Genomic DNA, 16616 nt, shown 5'->3' with positions numbered 1-16616 from the left:
CTGGGTTTTACGTAACGATGGGTTACGTCTGAATTAAAGCCTAACAGGCAATCTCACTTTCAGAGAAGTGGTGGGTCGTGAAGGATTCGAACCTTCGACCAATTGGTTAAAAGCCAACTGCTCTACCAACTGAGCTAACGACCCATCTTAAAGCTTTCAGAATAATTGAAGCCTATAAATAGTATTCAATCAATCTGCCATCAAAATAAGTTAATCTAACTCATTCAAATGACCCCAGAACGTCGCTCCGTTCTGAGGGCGCCTATAATACCTTTTTCATTTGCTCATGCAAGCGCAATTTAGCGTTTTTTTGCCGTTTGCACTAAAAACAAACTAAGAGGCTGTTTTTAGGTTAAATTAGGGTTACAACGCAGACAATTGTTGCTGTGCTAAACGTGCCGATGCACTATTTGTGTATTCTTTAAGCACTCGATTGTAAAAAGCAGTTGCGGTAGCTTTATCACCTTCTTTTTCAGCAATCATGCCTAACTTAACTAAACTATCACCACGCTTATTAGAATTAGGATATTTAGTGACCACTGCATCAAAAGCTTGCTTCGCTTCAGTAAAGGTACCTTTATTAAACAACAGTTGCCCTAACCAATAATTTGCATTTGCTGCATAAGTGGAATCAGGGTATTGCTTAATAAAATCACTAAAAGCAGGAATAGCCTCATCGTACTTACGCTCTTTAAGCACTAAATTCACCGCTTGCTCGTAACTTGCAGTTTCACCTAAGCTAGATGGGCCTGCTGAAGCGGCATTATTTTCAGCAACGGTAACCGTAGTCGCCGCGGCACTAGCTGATAAATTAGCAATTTCTTCATACAACTGACGTTGACGCTGTAACATTTGACTAATTTGATAGTCTTGCTGCTCAGTAATGCCTCGCAAATCTAACACTTCACGTTGCAAAGTATCTAAACGCTGCTGCGCTTCAAATTCCGTTTGTTGTTTTGCTTTAATGATACGCTCGAGACGAGATATACGATCGTCATTTGAACCACCAGCAAGATCTTGCACCGGCGCTGGCGCAGCAGTGGCACCAGCAGCAAAAAACATTGCAGCAAATAAAACAGCATGTTTCATCAATAAACTCCTAAACTGGCCAACAAGTGCTGGCCTTCCTATTACGAAAGTTCAACCGCGATGATTAGTAAACTAAAACACCACGACGGTTTTTAGCAAAACCACTCTCGCTTCGAGAGAAATCTAATGGCTTTTCTTCACCATAACTAACAACACTCATTTGACTTGGTTGTACACCCATACTTTGAAGGTATTTCGCAATAGCTTTAGCGCGTCTTTCACCTAAAGCAATATTGTATTCAGGTGTACCACGCTCATCAGCATGACCTTCAATTAATACACGAACATTTGGATGCTCAACTAAGTAATTGCCATGAGCTTGAATAATGGCAGCGTTTTCGCTTTGTACTTCACTGCGGTCAAAATCAAAATAAATGATATTTTGAGCGCGTAATTCTTCTTGCTCTACGCGTTGTTGCTCTTCAGGCGTTAAGATTGGTGCAACGCCTCCTGTTTCAACACCACCAGAACCGTATTCACCGCCAGTAGTTGTGGTTGAGCCACTTGTAGAACCACTTGCATCGGTTTCAGATTCTGAAGTTGTGCTACATGCACCTAATGCCATAACAGGTACAACAACTAACATAGCTTTAAACAACTTATTCAGATTCATTGGAAATCCTTATTAATATTATAAAAATGGTGACCAGGCTGGTGATTTAACTTCACCTTGACCTGCGGGTAATCTTGCTTTAAATCGTCCATCCATAGACACCGCAGCGAGCACTTGCTTGCCTTGGTGTGTAGTACCATAAATAACCATGGTGCCATTTGGTGCAATACTTGGCGACTCATCAAGGGTCGTTGATGTCAGCACTTGCATAAAACGGGTTTGCAAGTCCATTCGTGCAATATTGTATTTTCCGTTAGTACGGTTTACAAAAATCATACTGCGACCATCTGGAGTGATCGTGCCACCTAAGTTCCACTCGCCTTCAAAGGTCATACGTGAAATTTTACCTGTGCTGAGTTTCACTTGGTAAATTTGCGGTTTTCCGCCGCGCTCAGAGGTAAAAATAAGTGACTCTCCATCTGGCATCCACGATGCTTCAGTATCGATAGCATAATGATTAGTAATGCGCTTTATCGCTTTACTGGCAATATCGATTACGTAAATTTCAGGCTGACCATCCTTAGATAGTGTCACAGCAAGCTTTTTACCATCTGGTGAGAAACTCGGTGCGCCATTAATACCCTGATGAGAACTGACTTTAGTACGCTCTTGGGTATAAATATCTTGCACAAAGATTTCCGCTTTACGGTTTTCAAAGCTCACATAAGCTAAACGTCTGCCATCTGGTGACCAACTTGGTGACATTAACGGCTCTGGCGAGCGAAGTAACATTTGCTCGTTATAACCATCATAGTCGGCAATCATCAAATGGTAAGGAGATTTTTCACCTTGTTTAACGACAACATAAGCGACTCGACTTAAAAACGCCCCACGAATACCGGTTAGTTTTTCATAAACAATGTCACTAATGCGGTGACCATATTGTCTAAACTGTGCTTCACTGATAACAGTTTCACGGCTCTCAAGCAGTAGTTCACTGTTTTTCATTGGGCCTTTATCAGTTTGTAGCTGGGCTTTGACTAAATCAATCAGATCAAAACTCACCAAATATTGATTATTGCCATAAGGCTTAATTGAGCCCACTAATAACGCTTCAGATGCCGTTGAATTCCACACTTGAGAGGTAAATTCTTTCACAGTGCTGATATTTGCTTGCGGTAAACTGCGCGCATCAAGCGGACTAAATGTGCCACTGCGAGCTAAGTCACTGGTCACCACATCACTGATACGCTCAGGTGCTGGCCCTGTACCTTGCCATACAAACGGCATAACCGCGATAGGTCTTGCAGCATCAACACCTTCAGTAATAACGATATCTAATGCGGCATTCGCACTGCTACTTACAAGAACTACAAATAGTGTTAACCATTTTGCCAAAATCTTCATGTGACCCCTTTAATTAAATTCCGGTGATACGGTTAAATTAATTTCTTTCATTTTGTTATACACATCAGCTTCAGAAGAAACCGGTAACCGCCCTGCTTTATTTATCGCAGCTTTCGCTGCACGACAAACAACTTGATCGCCACTTAATGTTTGACTCGCGGTAACAAAGCCATCTGGCGCTAATCGAATTAACACGCGGCAACTTTTACCACGCATTGACTCATCAACAACCAAATTACGTTGGATAGTTGATTTAATCATCGCGGTATACTTGTTTACCTCAGATACAACCTGTTTATTACGGGTTGCAGATAAGGCAACTTGCTCAGCAGCCATTGCATCTGCCATTTCTTTTTCCTGGCGAGCACGCTCAGCCTCTTCGGCTTTACGTTTACGTTCAGCTTCTTCTTTACGTTTTCTGTCTTCTTCACGCTTTTTAGCAGCTGCAGCTTCTTCACGCTGGCGCTTTTCTTCAGCTTTTATCTCTGCAGCTATACGCTGCGCTTCTTGCTGTTTACGAAGTTCAGCGGCCTTTTCTGCTTTGGCTTTTTCTGCAGCTTCTTTTTGCTGCGCAGCCTTAGCGGCATTATTGGCTTTTATGGTTTCTTGCTCTTTTTGCTTACGTTGAATTTCAAGCTGCTTAATACGTTCTTGTTCTTTTCGCACTTCTTCTCTAGCTTTGCGCGCTTGCCTATCGATTTCAGCTTGACGTTGTTTTTCTTTTCGCTCGGCATCGCTTCGTTGTTGTTTAAGTTTTTCAGCATGGTCATTAATACGCTGCTGATCAACCACAACGGCCTGAACGATGGGTTCAGATTGAGTTTGTGGTAAATGTTTAGGTTTATCTTCAAAACTAATGCCTAAAGCAAGCACCACGATTACCCCAATATGAATGCCGGCAGAAATAACAACGGGTAAAGTTAATTCAGATTTAACAGCCACCAAACTACTCCTCAGGCGAATCAGTCATTAAGCCCACCGCAGGCACACCCGCACCTTGTAAGCTGACCATGAGTTGAATCACGTTTTCATATGCTATGCGACGATCGGCTTTTACAACTACAGGTCTTTCTGGCTCAAGCTGGATCATTGCACCCACTTGCACTGAAATTTCATCCAATGAGAGTGGATCGTTATTTGATCCGCTGCCCACATTCAGAAAGTATTCACCAAACTCATCAATTGAGGCAACGATAGGCGGTTTGCTTTCTGCCGATAATGGTTCAGCTTTACCTTGAGGTAGTTCCACCTTTACGCCTTGTGAAACAATTGGCGCTGTCACCATAAAAATAATAAGCAGCACCAACATTACGTCGATATAGGGTACAACATTAATTTCGGCAACTGGACGGCGGCGCTTGCGTTGATACATTACACCGATTCCTTCTCGCTGTAGGCTTGGCGTTGTAATATGTTAGAAAATTCTTCCATAAAGTTAACGTGGGCCATTTCAAGTTTTTCTACTTGTGTCGAGAAACGGTTATAGGCAATAACAGCTGGAATAGCAGCAAATAACCCCATAGCTGTCGCGATCAAAGCTTCAGCAATACCCGGCGCTACCATAGTTAAAGTGGCATTTTCTACTGTGCCCAATGCAATAAATGAATTCATAATGCCCCATACTGTACCGAACAGGCCGATATAAGGGCTGGTTGAACCGATTGTGGCTAATAAAGGTAAATGAGTATCAAGTTTTTCAACTTCACGGGATAAACTGACTCGCATAGCCCTTGATGTGCCGTCCATAACAGCTTCAGGAGACTTACTGTTTGCTGAACTCAAGCGAGAGTACTCTTTAAAGCCTGCGACAAATAATGCTTCAAGGCCTGTCAATGATTCACCACGAATTGACAACTCTTTGTAAAGTTTATTCAAATCCACACCAGACCAAAAAGTATCTTCAAATTTTATTGATTTAGCGCGGGCTGAATTGAGCAATTTACGGCGCTGAATGATTACCGCCCACGAGGCAATAGATAAACATAATAAGGTTAGCATCACTAACTTAACGAGAAGACTTGCCTCTAAAAAAAGACCGATAAAAGAAATTTCAGCTTGCACGATTAAACTCCTGCACAATATTGGATGGAATAGCCCTAGGTCTCATTCGAGATAAAGCAATACAAGCGACAACAATAGTGGCTTCACAATAGCTAACACCATTATCATCTAGCAATCGCTGTTTAAATATCAGCGAAGCTTTTTTTAATTCTGTCAGCTCAGATTCAACAATTAAGTTCTGCTCGAATCTTGCTGCAACTTTAAAGTCTAGCTCAGCATGTTTCACCACAAAAGCAATGTCATTAGCTAACAATTCAGTTTGCTTTATTCCCATAGCTTTTAACCACTCTGTGCGAGCACGTTCGAAAAAGTTTAAATAATTCGAATGATAAACAACACCACCAGCATCGGTGTCTTCATAATAAATAGAAATAGGCCATGTAAACATAATTAGCGATTGTGAATTTTGCGTAATAAAAGATGGCTTACTATACCGAGTACCACCACGCTTGTGAACAAAGCGACCTAGCAAAACGGGGATTATTTTAGGGTTTAAGACTTAATTTGGCATTAAAATATGGCTTTTGCAGAGATATTAGCGGCAAATGAATAAAGTTTAATGTTAGCGCCTTTTGCAGTTACATTTAGGTAACATAAAAATTGAGATTAACATCACGAATAGGCTGTAAATCTAGGCCTTTCAAGATAGTAATCTCAACATAAATTATCACTAATGAATTTTAGCGGGAATGGCTAAACCAAAACTGTGCCACAAGAAACTGTATATATCTGCAGCTTCATCAATTTTCATGGCAGTAGGTTTACCAGAGCCATGACCAGCATTGGACTCAATACGCATAATCACCGGCTTGTTTGCTTGTTGATGTTTTTGCATCATAGCTGCAAATTTAAAGCTATGCAGTGGCACAACGCGGTCATCATGATCTGCTGTCATCACCATAGTGGCAGGATAATTCCCAGGTTTGACATTATGATACGGAGAGTAAGCTAATAATGCAGGGAATTGCTCAGCCACATCCGCGCTGCCATATTCACTGACCCAGGCCCAACCTATGGTGAACTTCTGAAACCGTAGCATATCTAGCACACCGACCGCTGGCAGTACTGCGGCAAATAAATCAGGTCGCTGTGTTAATACCGCGCCCATCAATAAACCACCATTACTGCGACCATAAGCGCCTAACTTTGATTTGTTGGTGTAACCATTATCAATCAGGTATTCCGCAGCAGCATAATAGTCATCAAACACATTCTGCTTTTTATCGAACATGCCTGCTTGATGCCAACTTTCGCCATATTCTGCCCCGCCGCGGATATTGGGAACGGCATATATTCCGCCCATATCGAGCCAAGCAATATTTGCAGGGCTAAAACGTGGTGTCATCGAAATCGAAAAGCCACCATAGGCATAGAGCAGTGTTGGGTTGTTGCCATTAAGGGTTACCCCTTTTTTATAAGACACCATCATTGGAATACGGGTGCCATCTTTACTGGTATAAAACACTTGCTCAGAAACGTAGTCATCGGGATTAAACGAAACTTTAGGCTGATTATATAAACTGGTTTCACCGCTTCTAAAATCAAATTTATAAATCGTTTGCGGTTGCACATAGCTATTGAAGGCAAAATAGAAATAATCTTTACTGCGTTTTCCGTATGGTCCTAAAACACGGCCTTTACCTGGAAGCGCAACATCTTGCCTTTTGGTGCCATTTAAACCGTATATCGATACTTTACCTAATACATCATGTAGATAACTCACTACAAAATGATCATGGACAATCGCAATATCGTTAATGGGATCGCTAGACTCAGGGATAATGGTTTGCCAATGGGCTTTTTCTGGACGATTAATATTTATCTCAATGACTTTTCCATTTGGCGCATCTAAATCTGTCTTAAAATAGAAATGCTCTTCATCATTACCAAGGAAAACATATTGAGCTTCTAAATCGGTGATTAACTCAACCACTTCAGCATCAGCAGATTGCAGTGACTTATAGAAGAACCGATTGCGGCTATCAGTGCCTTGAGAGACAGTTAATAATAAGTAGTCGCCCTTTTCGGTTATTTCAGCCCCAAAGCCCCAATCTTTGTTTTGTGGGCGCTCATAAATAAGTATATCTTCAGCTTGCTGGGTACCAATTTTGTGGTAATACACTTTTTGATTAAAATTGACATCAGCAAGTGCATCGCCACCGGCTGGTGCATCATAGCGAGAATAATAAACACCTTGGTTATTGGCGTCCCACGTGGCGGTTGAAAACTTAATCCACTGCAGTTTATCGGCCAGCGCTGCGCCTGAGGCAATATCAATGAACTGCCACTGCTGCCAGTCAGATCCAGATTTTGAAACGCCGTAGGCCAGTGTTTTACCGTCATTACTGACCGAAACACCAGATAGCGCAACGGTACCGTTTTCAGAAAGTGTATTGGGGTTAAGTAATTCTTTGGTATTGCCGGCTTTATCAGTTACATACAACACAGACTGTGACTGCAACCCGTCATTTTGATAGAAAAAAGTATTTGAGCCATTTTCAAATGGCGCTGACACTTTCTCAAAATTCCATAATGCTGTAATGCGATCAACCACAGCTTGCTTGTTGTTAATGTTATTTAAATACTGGCTACCAAAATCTTGTTGTTGTTTAACCCACTGTTCAGTTTCTGGTGTATTTTGCTCTAAATGTCTGAAAGGATCGGCAACACTCACACCGTGTAGTGTTTCAACCAAATCTTGTTCGACTGTATTTGGATAAGAATATTTAGTGGTACTTGTGACTTGTTCTACCGTAGAGTCTGGTGCGTGTTGACAAGCAGTAAGTGCAGTTCCAAGGACAATGGAGAGTAGTGAACCCTGTAATAAGGGCATTTTTATTATCATTTTAAGCAACCTTCTTTTGCATTGTGGCTTCATGCCTGAAAGTAATATACCTCAAAATATAATTATTGCGAAAATCTGTATTTATTTAGGGATTACAAGACTATTTCATAGGCTTATCACAAGATAATTTCGAATAAAAATAATTAGCCAGGTACTTTAATTGAATAACTTAACAATTGATTATCATCCAATACCGCACACTTTCGACTAAATATGCACGCCAGATGATTATTCATTTACTAATAGCGCTATTACTTCATAAATGGGTGCTTAAACGCTAAAGCTCAACCTAAAGTCACATTAGTTTTTTTAATGCGAAGTCGAAATTTTTCTAGTTTGTCAGCTTAGAGCAAAGTCTCTAATATACGCCTTGTTTTCAGGACATAGCTTATTAAGTTGACATAGCTTACTGAGTTATAGAAAACCAAGAACTTCTAGTTGATGTATCCCAATACCTCAACTTATCCCTGGTTCTTATGCTTGACTTCCTTCCTTGAATTTGTGAATACAAATTGTTTGCCCGCTTACTTTAAGCGGGTATTTTTTTGCCTATTTTTCGAGAATAATACAGAAATAGTAGAGACAAAAAAGGCCTAATCACCCGACTAAGCCAATTAGAAAATTTATCATCTGTAGGTTAAATCGTTTTAGAAATTTTAATCACTACTCGACGGTTACGATCTCTTTCTTCAGAGAGTTGATTCGATGCAACATGGCGTCTTTCACCGTGACCGGTTTTATGGATTCTGCTTTGCTCAATGCCACTGGCAACTAATAAATCAGCCACAGAATCGGCCCGTCTATCCGATACCCTTTGGTTAACCGAACGCCCACCATAACTATCGGTATAAGCGTCAACAAACACTAGCTCAACATCAGAGTCATAAGATAAGTATTCCTGCACTCGGTTTAATTGAAGCTTAGAGAAACGGGTTAATGCGGTGCCGCCTGCTTCATAGTTAAGTACAGTAAATGCGATATCGTCGAAACTATAAGGTAATAGCGTAGCCAAACAAGAACGGAATTGACGATATTCACCACCAAAATTAGCTGCTGATAACCCTACCGCGACTTTATCAGTGCGGTTATACCAATCAGCATAATAAAAAGTCGGCTGCATGCCTTTACTTAATTCAGTCAGCATCGACCAAGCTGCTTTACGTGGCACTTCACCGTTAAACTGCTTATGGTAAGTTAAGGTGGTGATCTCTTTTGCATTAACGCCTGGGCGCCATTGGGGCGCTTTACTTATCAGTTGCGCCTCGGTGATTTGATCGGGTTTATTCCACATATCAAGACTAAAGTTCAAATTTAAGTCTTTACCAGCACGACTAGTGAAAATAGCTTTGCCGTATGCAGGGATGTCATGTTCAAGCCGACACTCTATCGGGCTATTTTCGCTTAGGCGCCACATAGAGTCATCAAGAGACGCAACATATTGTTGTAAATCAGCTTGTGCTGAAGATACAAAACAAAAACTGCTTACTAAAAGTAATTTACGCCACATAAAAACATCCCGATTGCTGATCACATATTTTTTATCGGCAGTATTTAATTTTCCTTTAGCAGAATTATTCGCCGATCAAACATGACACCGAGGCGCACTTTTAGCATAATAGCCGCCAGAATGAAGAATGAGGTTTTTAATGAGCGATATCTGCGACGCAAACAAATTCAAACACCGCTTTAGAGGTTACTTCCCTGTAGTTATCGATGTCGAGACTGCGGGATTTAATGCTGCAACTGATGCGTTGCTAGAAATAGCTGTCACCACCCTTAAAATGAATGATGATGGCGTAATCGAATTGGATAAAACCATTCACTTTCATATCGAGCCTTTTGAAGGTGCCAATCTTGAACCAGAAGCCTTAGCATTTAATGGGATTGATCCAACCAATCCATTACGTGGTGCTATTGACGAAAAACAAGCATTTCTAGAAATATTCAAGATGGTTAAAAAAGCGCAAAAAGCTGCTGACTGTCATCGCTGTATTATCGTTGCCCATAATGCAGCATTTGATATTGGCTTTGTAAATAAAGCCATTGAGCGAAATGATTTAAAACGGTCGCCATTCCACCCTTTTGCGACCTTTGACACCGCAACTCTTGCAGGTCTTGCTATTGGTCATACGGTATTAGCCAAAGCCTGTAAAATGGCCGGCATTGATTTTGATAATAAAGAAGCGCATTCCGCCTTATATGATACTGAACGTACTGCTGAACTTTTTTGCTATATCGTCAATCGATGGAAAGCGTTAGGTGGCTGGCCTATGCCAGTTGCAGAAGACACTGAAGATTCTTCTGCAGAGCTTGATACCAGTGCTGTGACTGCGATAACACCTACAGCTCAGTAGTCATGCATGTTAGCTGTTTGCAAAAATATAACAGCTTTAAAAAAGAGAAACTGTGGACTAATTAAGTCCCAATAACAAAAAAGCTGCCATTGGCAGCTTTTTTAGATCTAACTAGCTAATAACTTAAAGCTGGTCAGAATTATCTTTTAAGTAAGAAGCAACACCTTCAGTGGTTGCAGTCATACCCTTGTCGCCTTTTTCCCAACCAGCAGGACAAACTTCACCGTGCTCTTCGTGGAATTGTAATGCATCGATCATACGTAGCATTTCATCAACGTTACGACCTAGTGGCAGATCGTTAACAACTTGATGGCGGACTTGACCTTCTTTGTCGATTAAGAAAGACGCACGGAAAGCAACACCAGCTTCTGGATGCTCAACATCGTAAGCTTTACAGATTTCGTGTTTAACGTCAGCAACTAACGTGTAGTTAACTTCACCAATACCGCCTTTATCTACTGAAGTATTTCTCCAAGCGTTGTGTGAGAACTGAGAGTCAATTGAAACACCAATAACTTCAACACCGCGTTTAGTGAATTCTTCAATACGGTGATCAAATGCGATCAACTCAGAAGGACACACGAAAGTGAAATCAAGTGGGTAAAAGAAAACAACAGCTTGCTTACCTTTAATAGCAGTCGCTAGGTTGAAGCTATCAACGATTTCACCAGTACCAAGAACCGCAGCGGCAGTAAAATCTGGGGCCGGACGGCCTACTAATACGCTCATTTTATATCTCCATCTATGGATTGAAAAAATTTAAAACAATGCCTGTTAATCTGGATGGCATTATACCCGAACTGCAGCAATATGCGAGATAGCTCGCATAAATGCATACCTAAATAGATATATTGTTCTCATATTTGAGCTATACCTTACCCGTTATTGATAAAAGAGATAAGCCCTTTATGCTGAAAAGTATTTCAGCTGCTGATAAATGCTCCATATTAAAAAGATTCTGTGACATGAAGAATAAAAATAACATCCTCACAAGCCTTGTTACAAGAATCACAAACCCCAATCACAAGCAGGCAAAACATTTAAACTCGTTAGAGATAAACTGGACATGTATACCTATACAGATAAGAATAAGCTCAGAATAATTATCTAAAACACAACTCAATAAGAATTAATTAATATGAATGCCGTCGTAATTGCTGTCACCTTAATGCTCGCATTAAGTCTTATGCGTGTGAATGTTGTCATCGCGCTCACCATTAGTGCCCTCGCGGCTGGCCTATTTGGTGGATTAGATATACATCAAACCATCACCGCTTTTAATAATGGTCTCGGTGGCGGAGCGCAAATTGCGTTAAGTTATGCACTTTTAGGTGCCTTTGCTGCTGCGCTATCACACTCAGGTTTAACCACGCTCATTTCCCACAACATCATTAAAAAAGTGGGAAAAGAACCAAACAGCACCAATACCTTAGTGGTTCGTTGGTTGATCTTAGCGTCAATATTAATCATGGCCATTAGCTCGCAAAATATTTTACCTATTCATATCGCCTTTATTCCCATTTTAATTCCGCCACTATTACATGTATTAAGTAAGCTCAACATTGATCGCCGCTTAGTGGCTTGTATCATCACTTTTGGCTTAGTAACCACCTACATGATTTTACCCATTGGTTTTGGTGGTATTTTCTTAAATGACATCTTGTTAGCTAATTTAAACAATAACGGCCTTGGCGCTGTTAAAGAGCAAATTCCAATGGCAATGATGCTACCCGCTCTTGGAATGATCACTGGCTTATTAATAGCGGTATTTATCACTTACCGTAAACCACGCCAGTATGAAATTAAAGATGTCGAGTCCACTGAAAAAACAGTGAGTATCAACAAAAAAACTATCGTGATTTCTTTGTTCGCCATTTTTGCAACCTTAGTGGTGCAGCTACAAACTGATTCAATGATTTTTGGCGCCTTGACGGGCTTTCTCATTTTCCGCTTCTCAGGCATTATCAAAGCGGATGTGAGGCAAGATATGTTTAACCAAGGCGTGCTAATGATGGCCAATATCGGCTTCATCATGATTGCAGCTGCAGGTTTTGCTGCTGTGGTAAAATCAACAGGTGAAGTCAGCACCCTAGTGACTTCATTAGGCGACATCATTGGCGATAATAAAGCGCTTGCCGCACTATTGATGCTTGTTGTCGGCTTATTAATTACCATGGGGATTGGCTCTTCTTTCTCTACCATCCCAATTATTGCTACGATTTATGTTCCATTAGCAATGACATTTGGCTTTTCAGTGGCGGCTACAATCGCCTTGGTGGGCACAGCCGCTGCATTAGGTGATGCGGGCTCTCCTGCATCGGACTCAACCTTAGGCCCAACAGCAGGCTTGAATGCTGATGGCCAGCACGATCATATTCGTGACAGTGTTATCCCAACCTTTATTCATTACAACATTCCGTTAATCGCATTTGGTTGGATTGCTGCGATGGTTTTGTAGTTAATAAAATAAGCAATAAAAAGGGAGCCAATTGGCTCCCTTTTTATTGCTTAACAATGTTAGTAACAGAGGTTAGTTACTTAGTACCAAATATCTTATCACCAGCATCACCTAAACCAGGTAAAATATAACCTTGCTCATTTAGGCAGTCATCAATAGCGGCAGTGTATAATTCAATATCAGGATGGGCAGCTTCTAGTGCTTTAATACCTTCAGGGGCCGCCACAAGCACTAATGCTTTAATAGACACACAGCCACGGCTTTTTAGTAAATCGATAGTCGCAATCATTGAGCCACCAGTAGCAAGCATTGGATCAACCACAATGGCAACACGCTCATCAACATTACTGACTAACTTGTCAAAATATGGCACTGGCTCAAGTGTTTCTTCATCACGGTAAATACCCACAACTGAAATTTTAGCGCTAGGCATATGCTCTAAGACACCATCCATCATGCCAAGACCAGCACGCAGAATAGGTACCACTGTCACCTTTTTACCTTTTATTTGCTCAATTTCAACAGGGCCGTTCCAGCCAGGGATGGTTACTTTTTCAGTTTCAAAATCAGAAGTGGCTTCATAAGTTAATAAACTACCGACTTCAGTAGCAAGCTCACGAAATCTTTTAGTACTAATATCAGCTTCACGCATTAAACCCACTTTATGGCGGATTAGCGGGTGTTTAACTTCAACGACTTTCATTTTTGCACTCCTATTGATGAGATATTTTTCGCAAATTCTTCAAATCTTAGTTTATTTATCCTCATTAGAAAACATAAAGTTTCATATTTGCAAACAATCTCACGCTAAAACAATAAAACTATTACAGAAAACTGTTTTCATGGGCGCATAAATCCAAATGATGGCTTTCGACGACGATCACAAGCTGTTAGAATATCGCCGCATAAAATCCCATAAAACGATGTACCCTAGAGGATCCTCCGTGACTACTCCTACACCACTTAGTTACAAAGACGCTGGCGTTGATATCGATGCTGGTAATGCATTAGTAGATAACATTAAAACTGCAGTAAAACGCACTCATCGTCCTGAAGTTATGGGCAATTTAGGTGGTTTTGGCGCGCTATGCGAGCTACCAACTAAATATAAACACCCTGTATTAGTTTCTGGTACTGACGGTGTTGGTACAAAACTGCGTTTAGCCATTGATTACAAAAAGCATGACACTGTCGGTGTTGATTTAGTTGCTATGTGTGTTAATGACCTAATCGTATCTGGTGCAGAGCCTTTATTCTTCCTTGATTACTACGCAACAGGCAAGCTTGATGTCGAAACAGCAACTTCAGTTGTTAATGGCATTGCAGAAGGCTGTTTTCAGTCTGGTTGTGCCTTAATTGGCGGCGAAACCGCTGAGATGCCAGGCATGTACGAAGGTGAAGATTACGACTTAGCAGGCTTTTGTGTAGGTGTTGCTGAAAAAGAAAACCTTATCGATGGTACTAAAGTAAAATCTGGCGATGCGTTAATTGCACTAGGTTCTACTGGTCCTCATTCAAATGGTTATTCTTTAATTCGTAAAGTACTTGAAGTAAGCAAAGCGGATCCTAAGCAAGATTTAGCCGGTAAGCCGCTAATCGATCATCTGTTAGAACCAACAAGAATTTATGTTAAGCCGCTTTTAAAGCTGCTTGAACAAACAGAAGTGCATGCCATGGCTCATATCACTGGCGGTGGCTTCTGGGAAAATATTCCTCGTGTACTGCCAAACGATTGCAAAGCAGTTGTCAAAGGTGATTCTTGGCAGTGGCCTGTGGTTTTCGATTGGTTAATGGAAAACGGCAACATTGAACAATTTGAAATGTACCGCACCTTTAACTGCGGTGTAGGCATGATAATCGCCTTACCAGCAGAGCAAGTTGATGCCGCATTAACCTTGCTACAAGCTGAAGGTGAAAACGCTTGGTTAATCGGTGAAATTGCTACTCGCCAAGGTGACGAAGAGCAAGTGGAGATTAACTAGATGACTGATTGCTGTCGTGTTCTAGTACTCATCTCTGGTAATGGTAGTAATTTACAAGCCATTATTGATGGTTGCGATGACAATGTCAGTGCTGAGGTAGTCGGCGTAATTAGTAACAAGCCTGATGCCTATGGATTAATCCGTGCGCATCAGAGTGAAATTGATACTAGCTGCGTTATTGCACGCAAAGATGAAACTCGAGTCCAATATGATCAACGCCTGAAGCAAGCCATCGAGAAATATCAACCTGACTTAATTGTACTTGCTGGCTTTATGCGGATTTTATCTGATGAATTTGTTAGCCAATATCTGGGAAAGATAATCAACATCCATCCTTCTTTATTGCCTAAATACACTGGATTAAATACCCATCAAAGAGCCATAGATGCCAAAGATGCTGAACATGGCGCCAGTGTGCACTTTGTTATTCCGCAGCTTGACGCTGGGCCTGTGATTTTGCAGGCTAAAGTACCGGTTTATGAAGAAGATGATGTTGATACGCTTGCAGCACGTGTACATGAACAAGAGCATGCTATTTACCCACTGGTCGTTAAGTGGTTCAGCTTACAGCGTTTAAAAATGGTGGATAACATCGCCTATTTAGATGATAAAGCGATTGGCGTGCATGGTTACGCACCAGACTAAATCACGTTAACTTGTTGTCAGCTTCAAATAAAAAATCTCGCATTCGCGAGATTTTTTTGTTTGAACACAGCTTATGCCCCCTTCAAGTTCAAAACTAGCGAACAGGTAACGTCATGCCTGCAAACATTTCATCAATCAATTGCTGATCACGTAACGCAACCGCTTTTTCTACCACATCACGGGTGAGATGCGGGGCGAAGTTATACATAAAGTCATACATGTAACTTCTTAAAAAGCTGCCACGTCTAAAGCCTATTTTAGTGGTGCTGTGGGCAAATAAATGACTTGCGTCAATGGCAACCAAGTCTTTATCAATAATTGGGTCAATGGCCATAGAAGCAATAACACCCACACCTAGGCCTAATCTGACATAGGTTTTTAGCACGTCAGCGCTCGTGGCACTAAATACCACTCTGGGCTCAAGTTCGGCTTTATTAAATGATTTTTCTATTTCTGAGGCTTTATCAAAGCCAAACACATAAGTCACTAACGGAAATTCAGCTAAATCTTCAATGGTTAATGTTTTACGATTGGCCAACGGATGATCTTTGGTCACCACCACAGAACGGTTCCAATGGTAACAAGGCAACATAATTAAGTCTGAATACAGATGCATAGCTTCAGTTGCAATGGCAAAGTCGGCATCACCGCGAGCAGCTTGTTCACTAATTTGCGATGGCGTACCTTGGTGCATATGTAAGTTAACTTTCGGATAGCGCTTAATAAAAGGCTTAATCACTTGCGGTAAAGCGTAACGGGCCTGAGTATCTGTAGTTGCGATATTCAGCTCGCCTTGGTTAGGCTGGGTATATTCTTCTGATACTTTTTTAATGCTTTCAACTTTACCCAAAATGTCATTAGAAATATCAATGACCATTTGGCCTGCTGGGGTCACATGTGTAAGATGTTTACCACTGCGACCAAAGATTTGGATCCCTAACTCATCTTCTAGCATCCGTACTTGTTTGCTGATCCCCGGCTGAGAAGTATAAAGGTCTTCAGCGGTAGCCGAGACATTTAAATTATGTTTTACCACTTCGGCAATATATCTTAGTTGCTGTAATTTCATGTTACGACCTTCACCCTTGCCAATCACATATTATTTTAACCTTATAGCTAAATGTTATAGAACATCTAAAATATTAATGCAAACAGTAATAACAACATTGAGAGTTTTGCATGTTATTGCTCTGTAATGCTAATCTTGACCACTGTGTCACTA

16 protein-coding genes and 1 tRNA gene are annotated in these 16616 nt (G+C 41.0%); 4 read left to right on the top strand and 13 right to left on the bottom strand.

The features are described from left to right. Positions 1 to 68: 68 nt before the first annotated feature. The 10 genes from BCU94_RS08485 to BCU94_RS08440 all read right to left on the bottom strand — a co-directional run bounded on the left by BCU94_RS08485 (position 69) and on the right by BCU94_RS08440 (position 9462). Positions 69 to 144, bottom strand: a tRNA-Lys gene (locus BCU94_RS08485). Positions 145 to 363: 219 nt separating this feature from the next. Then, complete coding sequence (ybgF, locus tag BCU94_RS08480) at positions 364 to 1089, bottom strand: tol-pal system protein YbgF (RefSeq protein WP_102436491.1); 726 nt, start codon at positions 1087 to 1089, stop codon at positions 364 to 366. A gap of 64 nt (positions 1090 to 1153) precedes the next feature. Next, the gene (gene pal, locus BCU94_RS08475) at positions 1154 to 1702 is read right to left on the bottom strand and encodes a peptidoglycan-associated lipoprotein Pal (protein ID WP_102436493.1); all 549 of its coding nucleotides are present in this window, start codon (positions 1700 to 1702) and stop codon (positions 1154 to 1156) included. Between the two features lie 18 nt (positions 1703 to 1720). Next, entirely contained in the window at positions 1721 to 3049 is a 1329-nt protein-coding gene (gene tolB / locus BCU94_RS08470; protein WP_102476132.1) for a Tol-Pal system beta propeller repeat protein TolB, read from the bottom strand. A 9-nt stretch (positions 3050 to 3058) separates the two neighbouring features. Beyond that, positions 3059 to 3991 (bottom strand): cell envelope integrity protein TolA, encoded by a 933-nt coding sequence (tolA, locus tag BCU94_RS08465; protein ID WP_102476134.1) that lies wholly within the window; start codon positions 3989 to 3991, stop codon positions 3059 to 3061. 4 nt (positions 3992 to 3995) lie between these two features. Beyond that, positions 3996 to 4430, bottom strand: a complete 435-nt coding sequence (tolR, locus tag BCU94_RS08460) for a protein TolR (RefSeq protein WP_102436497.1) — start codon at positions 4428 to 4430, stop codon at positions 3996 to 3998. After that, a complete protein-coding gene (gene tolQ, locus BCU94_RS08455; RefSeq protein WP_076536823.1) occupies positions 4421 to 5110 on the bottom strand; it encodes a protein TolQ in 690 nt (229 codons plus the stop codon). Before tolQ ends, tolR begins: the two co-directional genes overlap by 10 nt. Beyond that, positions 5100 to 5501, bottom strand: a complete 402-nt coding sequence (ybgC, locus tag BCU94_RS08450; RefSeq protein WP_102440503.1) for a tol-pal system-associated acyl-CoA thioesterase — start codon at positions 5499 to 5501, stop codon at positions 5100 to 5102. The genes tolQ and ybgC overlap by 11 nt, the downstream gene beginning before the upstream one ends. Positions 5502 to 5780: 279 nt before the next feature. Next, positions 5781 to 7955, bottom strand: coding sequence for a prolyl oligopeptidase family serine peptidase (locus BCU94_RS08445; protein ID WP_102476131.1), 2175 nt, complete (start codon positions 7953 to 7955; stop codon positions 5781 to 5783). A gap of 637 nt (positions 7956 to 8592) precedes the next feature. Then, positions 8593 to 9462 (bottom strand): OmpA family protein, encoded by an 870-nt coding sequence (locus BCU94_RS08440; RefSeq protein ID WP_102440501.1) that lies wholly within the window; start codon positions 9460 to 9462, stop codon positions 8593 to 8595. Positions 9463 to 9601: 139 nt separating this feature from the next. Here BCU94_RS08440 and rnt point away from each other — a divergent pair, with 139 nt between their 5' ends. Beyond that, complete coding sequence (gene rnt, locus BCU94_RS08435) at positions 9602 to 10309, top strand: ribonuclease T (protein ID WP_102440500.1); 708 nt, start codon at positions 9602 to 9604, stop codon at positions 10307 to 10309. Between the two features lie 123 nt (positions 10310 to 10432). On the opposite strand, the gene BCU94_RS08430 is transcribed toward rnt, so the two are convergent. Further along, a complete protein-coding gene (locus tag BCU94_RS08430; RefSeq protein ID WP_102440499.1) occupies positions 10433 to 11038 on the bottom strand; it encodes a peroxiredoxin C in 606 nt (201 codons plus the stop codon). A gap of 409 nt (positions 11039 to 11447) precedes the next feature. Between BCU94_RS08430 and BCU94_RS08425 the strand changes: the two genes are divergently transcribed. After that, positions 11448 to 12767 carry a Na+/H+ antiporter NhaC family protein gene (locus tag BCU94_RS08425; RefSeq protein ID WP_102476130.1) on the top strand — a complete coding sequence of 440 codons (1320 nt, stop codon included), beginning with the start codon at positions 11448 to 11450 and terminating at the stop codon, positions 12765 to 12767. 76 nt (positions 12768 to 12843) lie between these two features. On the opposite strand, the gene upp is transcribed toward BCU94_RS08425, so the two are convergent. Continuing rightward, positions 12844 to 13470 (bottom strand): uracil phosphoribosyltransferase, encoded by a 627-nt coding sequence (gene upp, locus BCU94_RS08420; RefSeq protein WP_076536836.1) that lies wholly within the window; start codon positions 13468 to 13470, stop codon positions 12844 to 12846. 241 nt (positions 13471 to 13711) lie between these two features. On the opposite strand from upp, the gene purM reads away from it, so the two are divergent. Continuing rightward, positions 13712 to 14749: a phosphoribosylformylglycinamidine cyclo-ligase gene (gene purM / locus BCU94_RS08415; RefSeq protein ID WP_102440497.1), complete on the top strand. Its 1038-nt coding sequence runs from the start codon at positions 13712 to 13714 to the stop codon at positions 14747 to 14749. Beyond that, a complete protein-coding gene (purN, locus tag BCU94_RS08410; protein WP_102476129.1) occupies positions 14750 to 15394 on the top strand; it encodes a phosphoribosylglycinamide formyltransferase in 645 nt (214 codons plus the stop codon). Positions 15395 to 15488: 94 nt separating this feature from the next. Here the strand turns inward: purN and cysB are convergent, their stop codons facing one another. After that, positions 15489 to 16463 (bottom strand): HTH-type transcriptional regulator CysB, encoded by a 975-nt coding sequence (gene cysB / locus BCU94_RS08405; protein ID WP_102440502.1) that lies wholly within the window; start codon positions 16461 to 16463, stop codon positions 15489 to 15491. Between the last annotated feature and the right edge of the window lie 153 nt (positions 16464 to 16616).

Source organism: Shewanella sp. 10N.286.52.C2, assembly GCF_002874545.1.
Taxonomy (GTDB): domain Bacteria; phylum Pseudomonadota; class Gammaproteobacteria; order Enterobacterales; family Shewanellaceae; genus Shewanella.
The sequence above is the reverse complement of the archived record's forward strand: the minus strand, read 5'-3'. Positions and strand labels throughout refer to the sequence as shown.

What these genes read in the sequence shown, in the direction of transcription:
- ybgF (WP_102436491.1), bottom strand. Translation starts at nt 1,089, where the DNA reads ATGAAACATGCTGTTTTATTTGCTGCAATGTTTTTTGCTGCTGGTGCC.
- pal (WP_102436493.1), bottom strand. Translation starts at nt 1,702, where the DNA reads ATGAATCTGAATAAGTTGTTTAAAGCTATGTTAGTTGTTGTACCTGTT.
- tolB (WP_102476132.1), bottom strand. Translation starts at nt 3,049, where the DNA reads ATGAAGATTTTGGCAAAATGGTTAACACTATTTGTAGTTCTTGTAAGT.
- BCU94_RS08445 (WP_102476131.1), bottom strand. Translation starts at nt 7,955, where the DNA reads ATGATAATAAAAATGCCCTTATTACAGGGTTCACTACTCTCCATTGTC.
- BCU94_RS08440 (WP_102440501.1), bottom strand. Translation starts at nt 9,462, where the DNA reads ATGTGGCGTAAATTACTTTTAGTAAGCAGTTTTTGTTTTGTATCTTCA.
- rnt (WP_102440500.1), top strand. Translation starts at nt 9,602, where the DNA reads ATGAGCGATATCTGCGACGCAAACAAATTCAAACACCGCTTTAGAGGT.
- BCU94_RS08430 (WP_102440499.1), bottom strand. Translation starts at nt 11,038, where the DNA reads ATGAGCGTATTAGTAGGCCGTCCGGCCCCAGATTTTACTGCCGCTGCG.
- BCU94_RS08425 (WP_102476130.1), top strand. Translation starts at nt 11,448, where the DNA reads ATGAATGCCGTCGTAATTGCTGTCACCTTAATGCTCGCATTAAGTCTT.
- upp (WP_076536836.1), bottom strand. Translation starts at nt 13,470, where the DNA reads ATGAAAGTCGTTGAAGTTAAACACCCGCTAATCCGCCATAAAGTGGGT.
- purN (WP_102476129.1), top strand. Translation starts at nt 14,750, where the DNA reads ATGACTGATTGCTGTCGTGTTCTAGTACTCATCTCTGGTAATGGTAGT.
- cysB (WP_102440502.1), bottom strand. Translation starts at nt 16,463, where the DNA reads ATGAAATTACAGCAACTAAGATATATTGCCGAAGTGGTAAAACATAAT.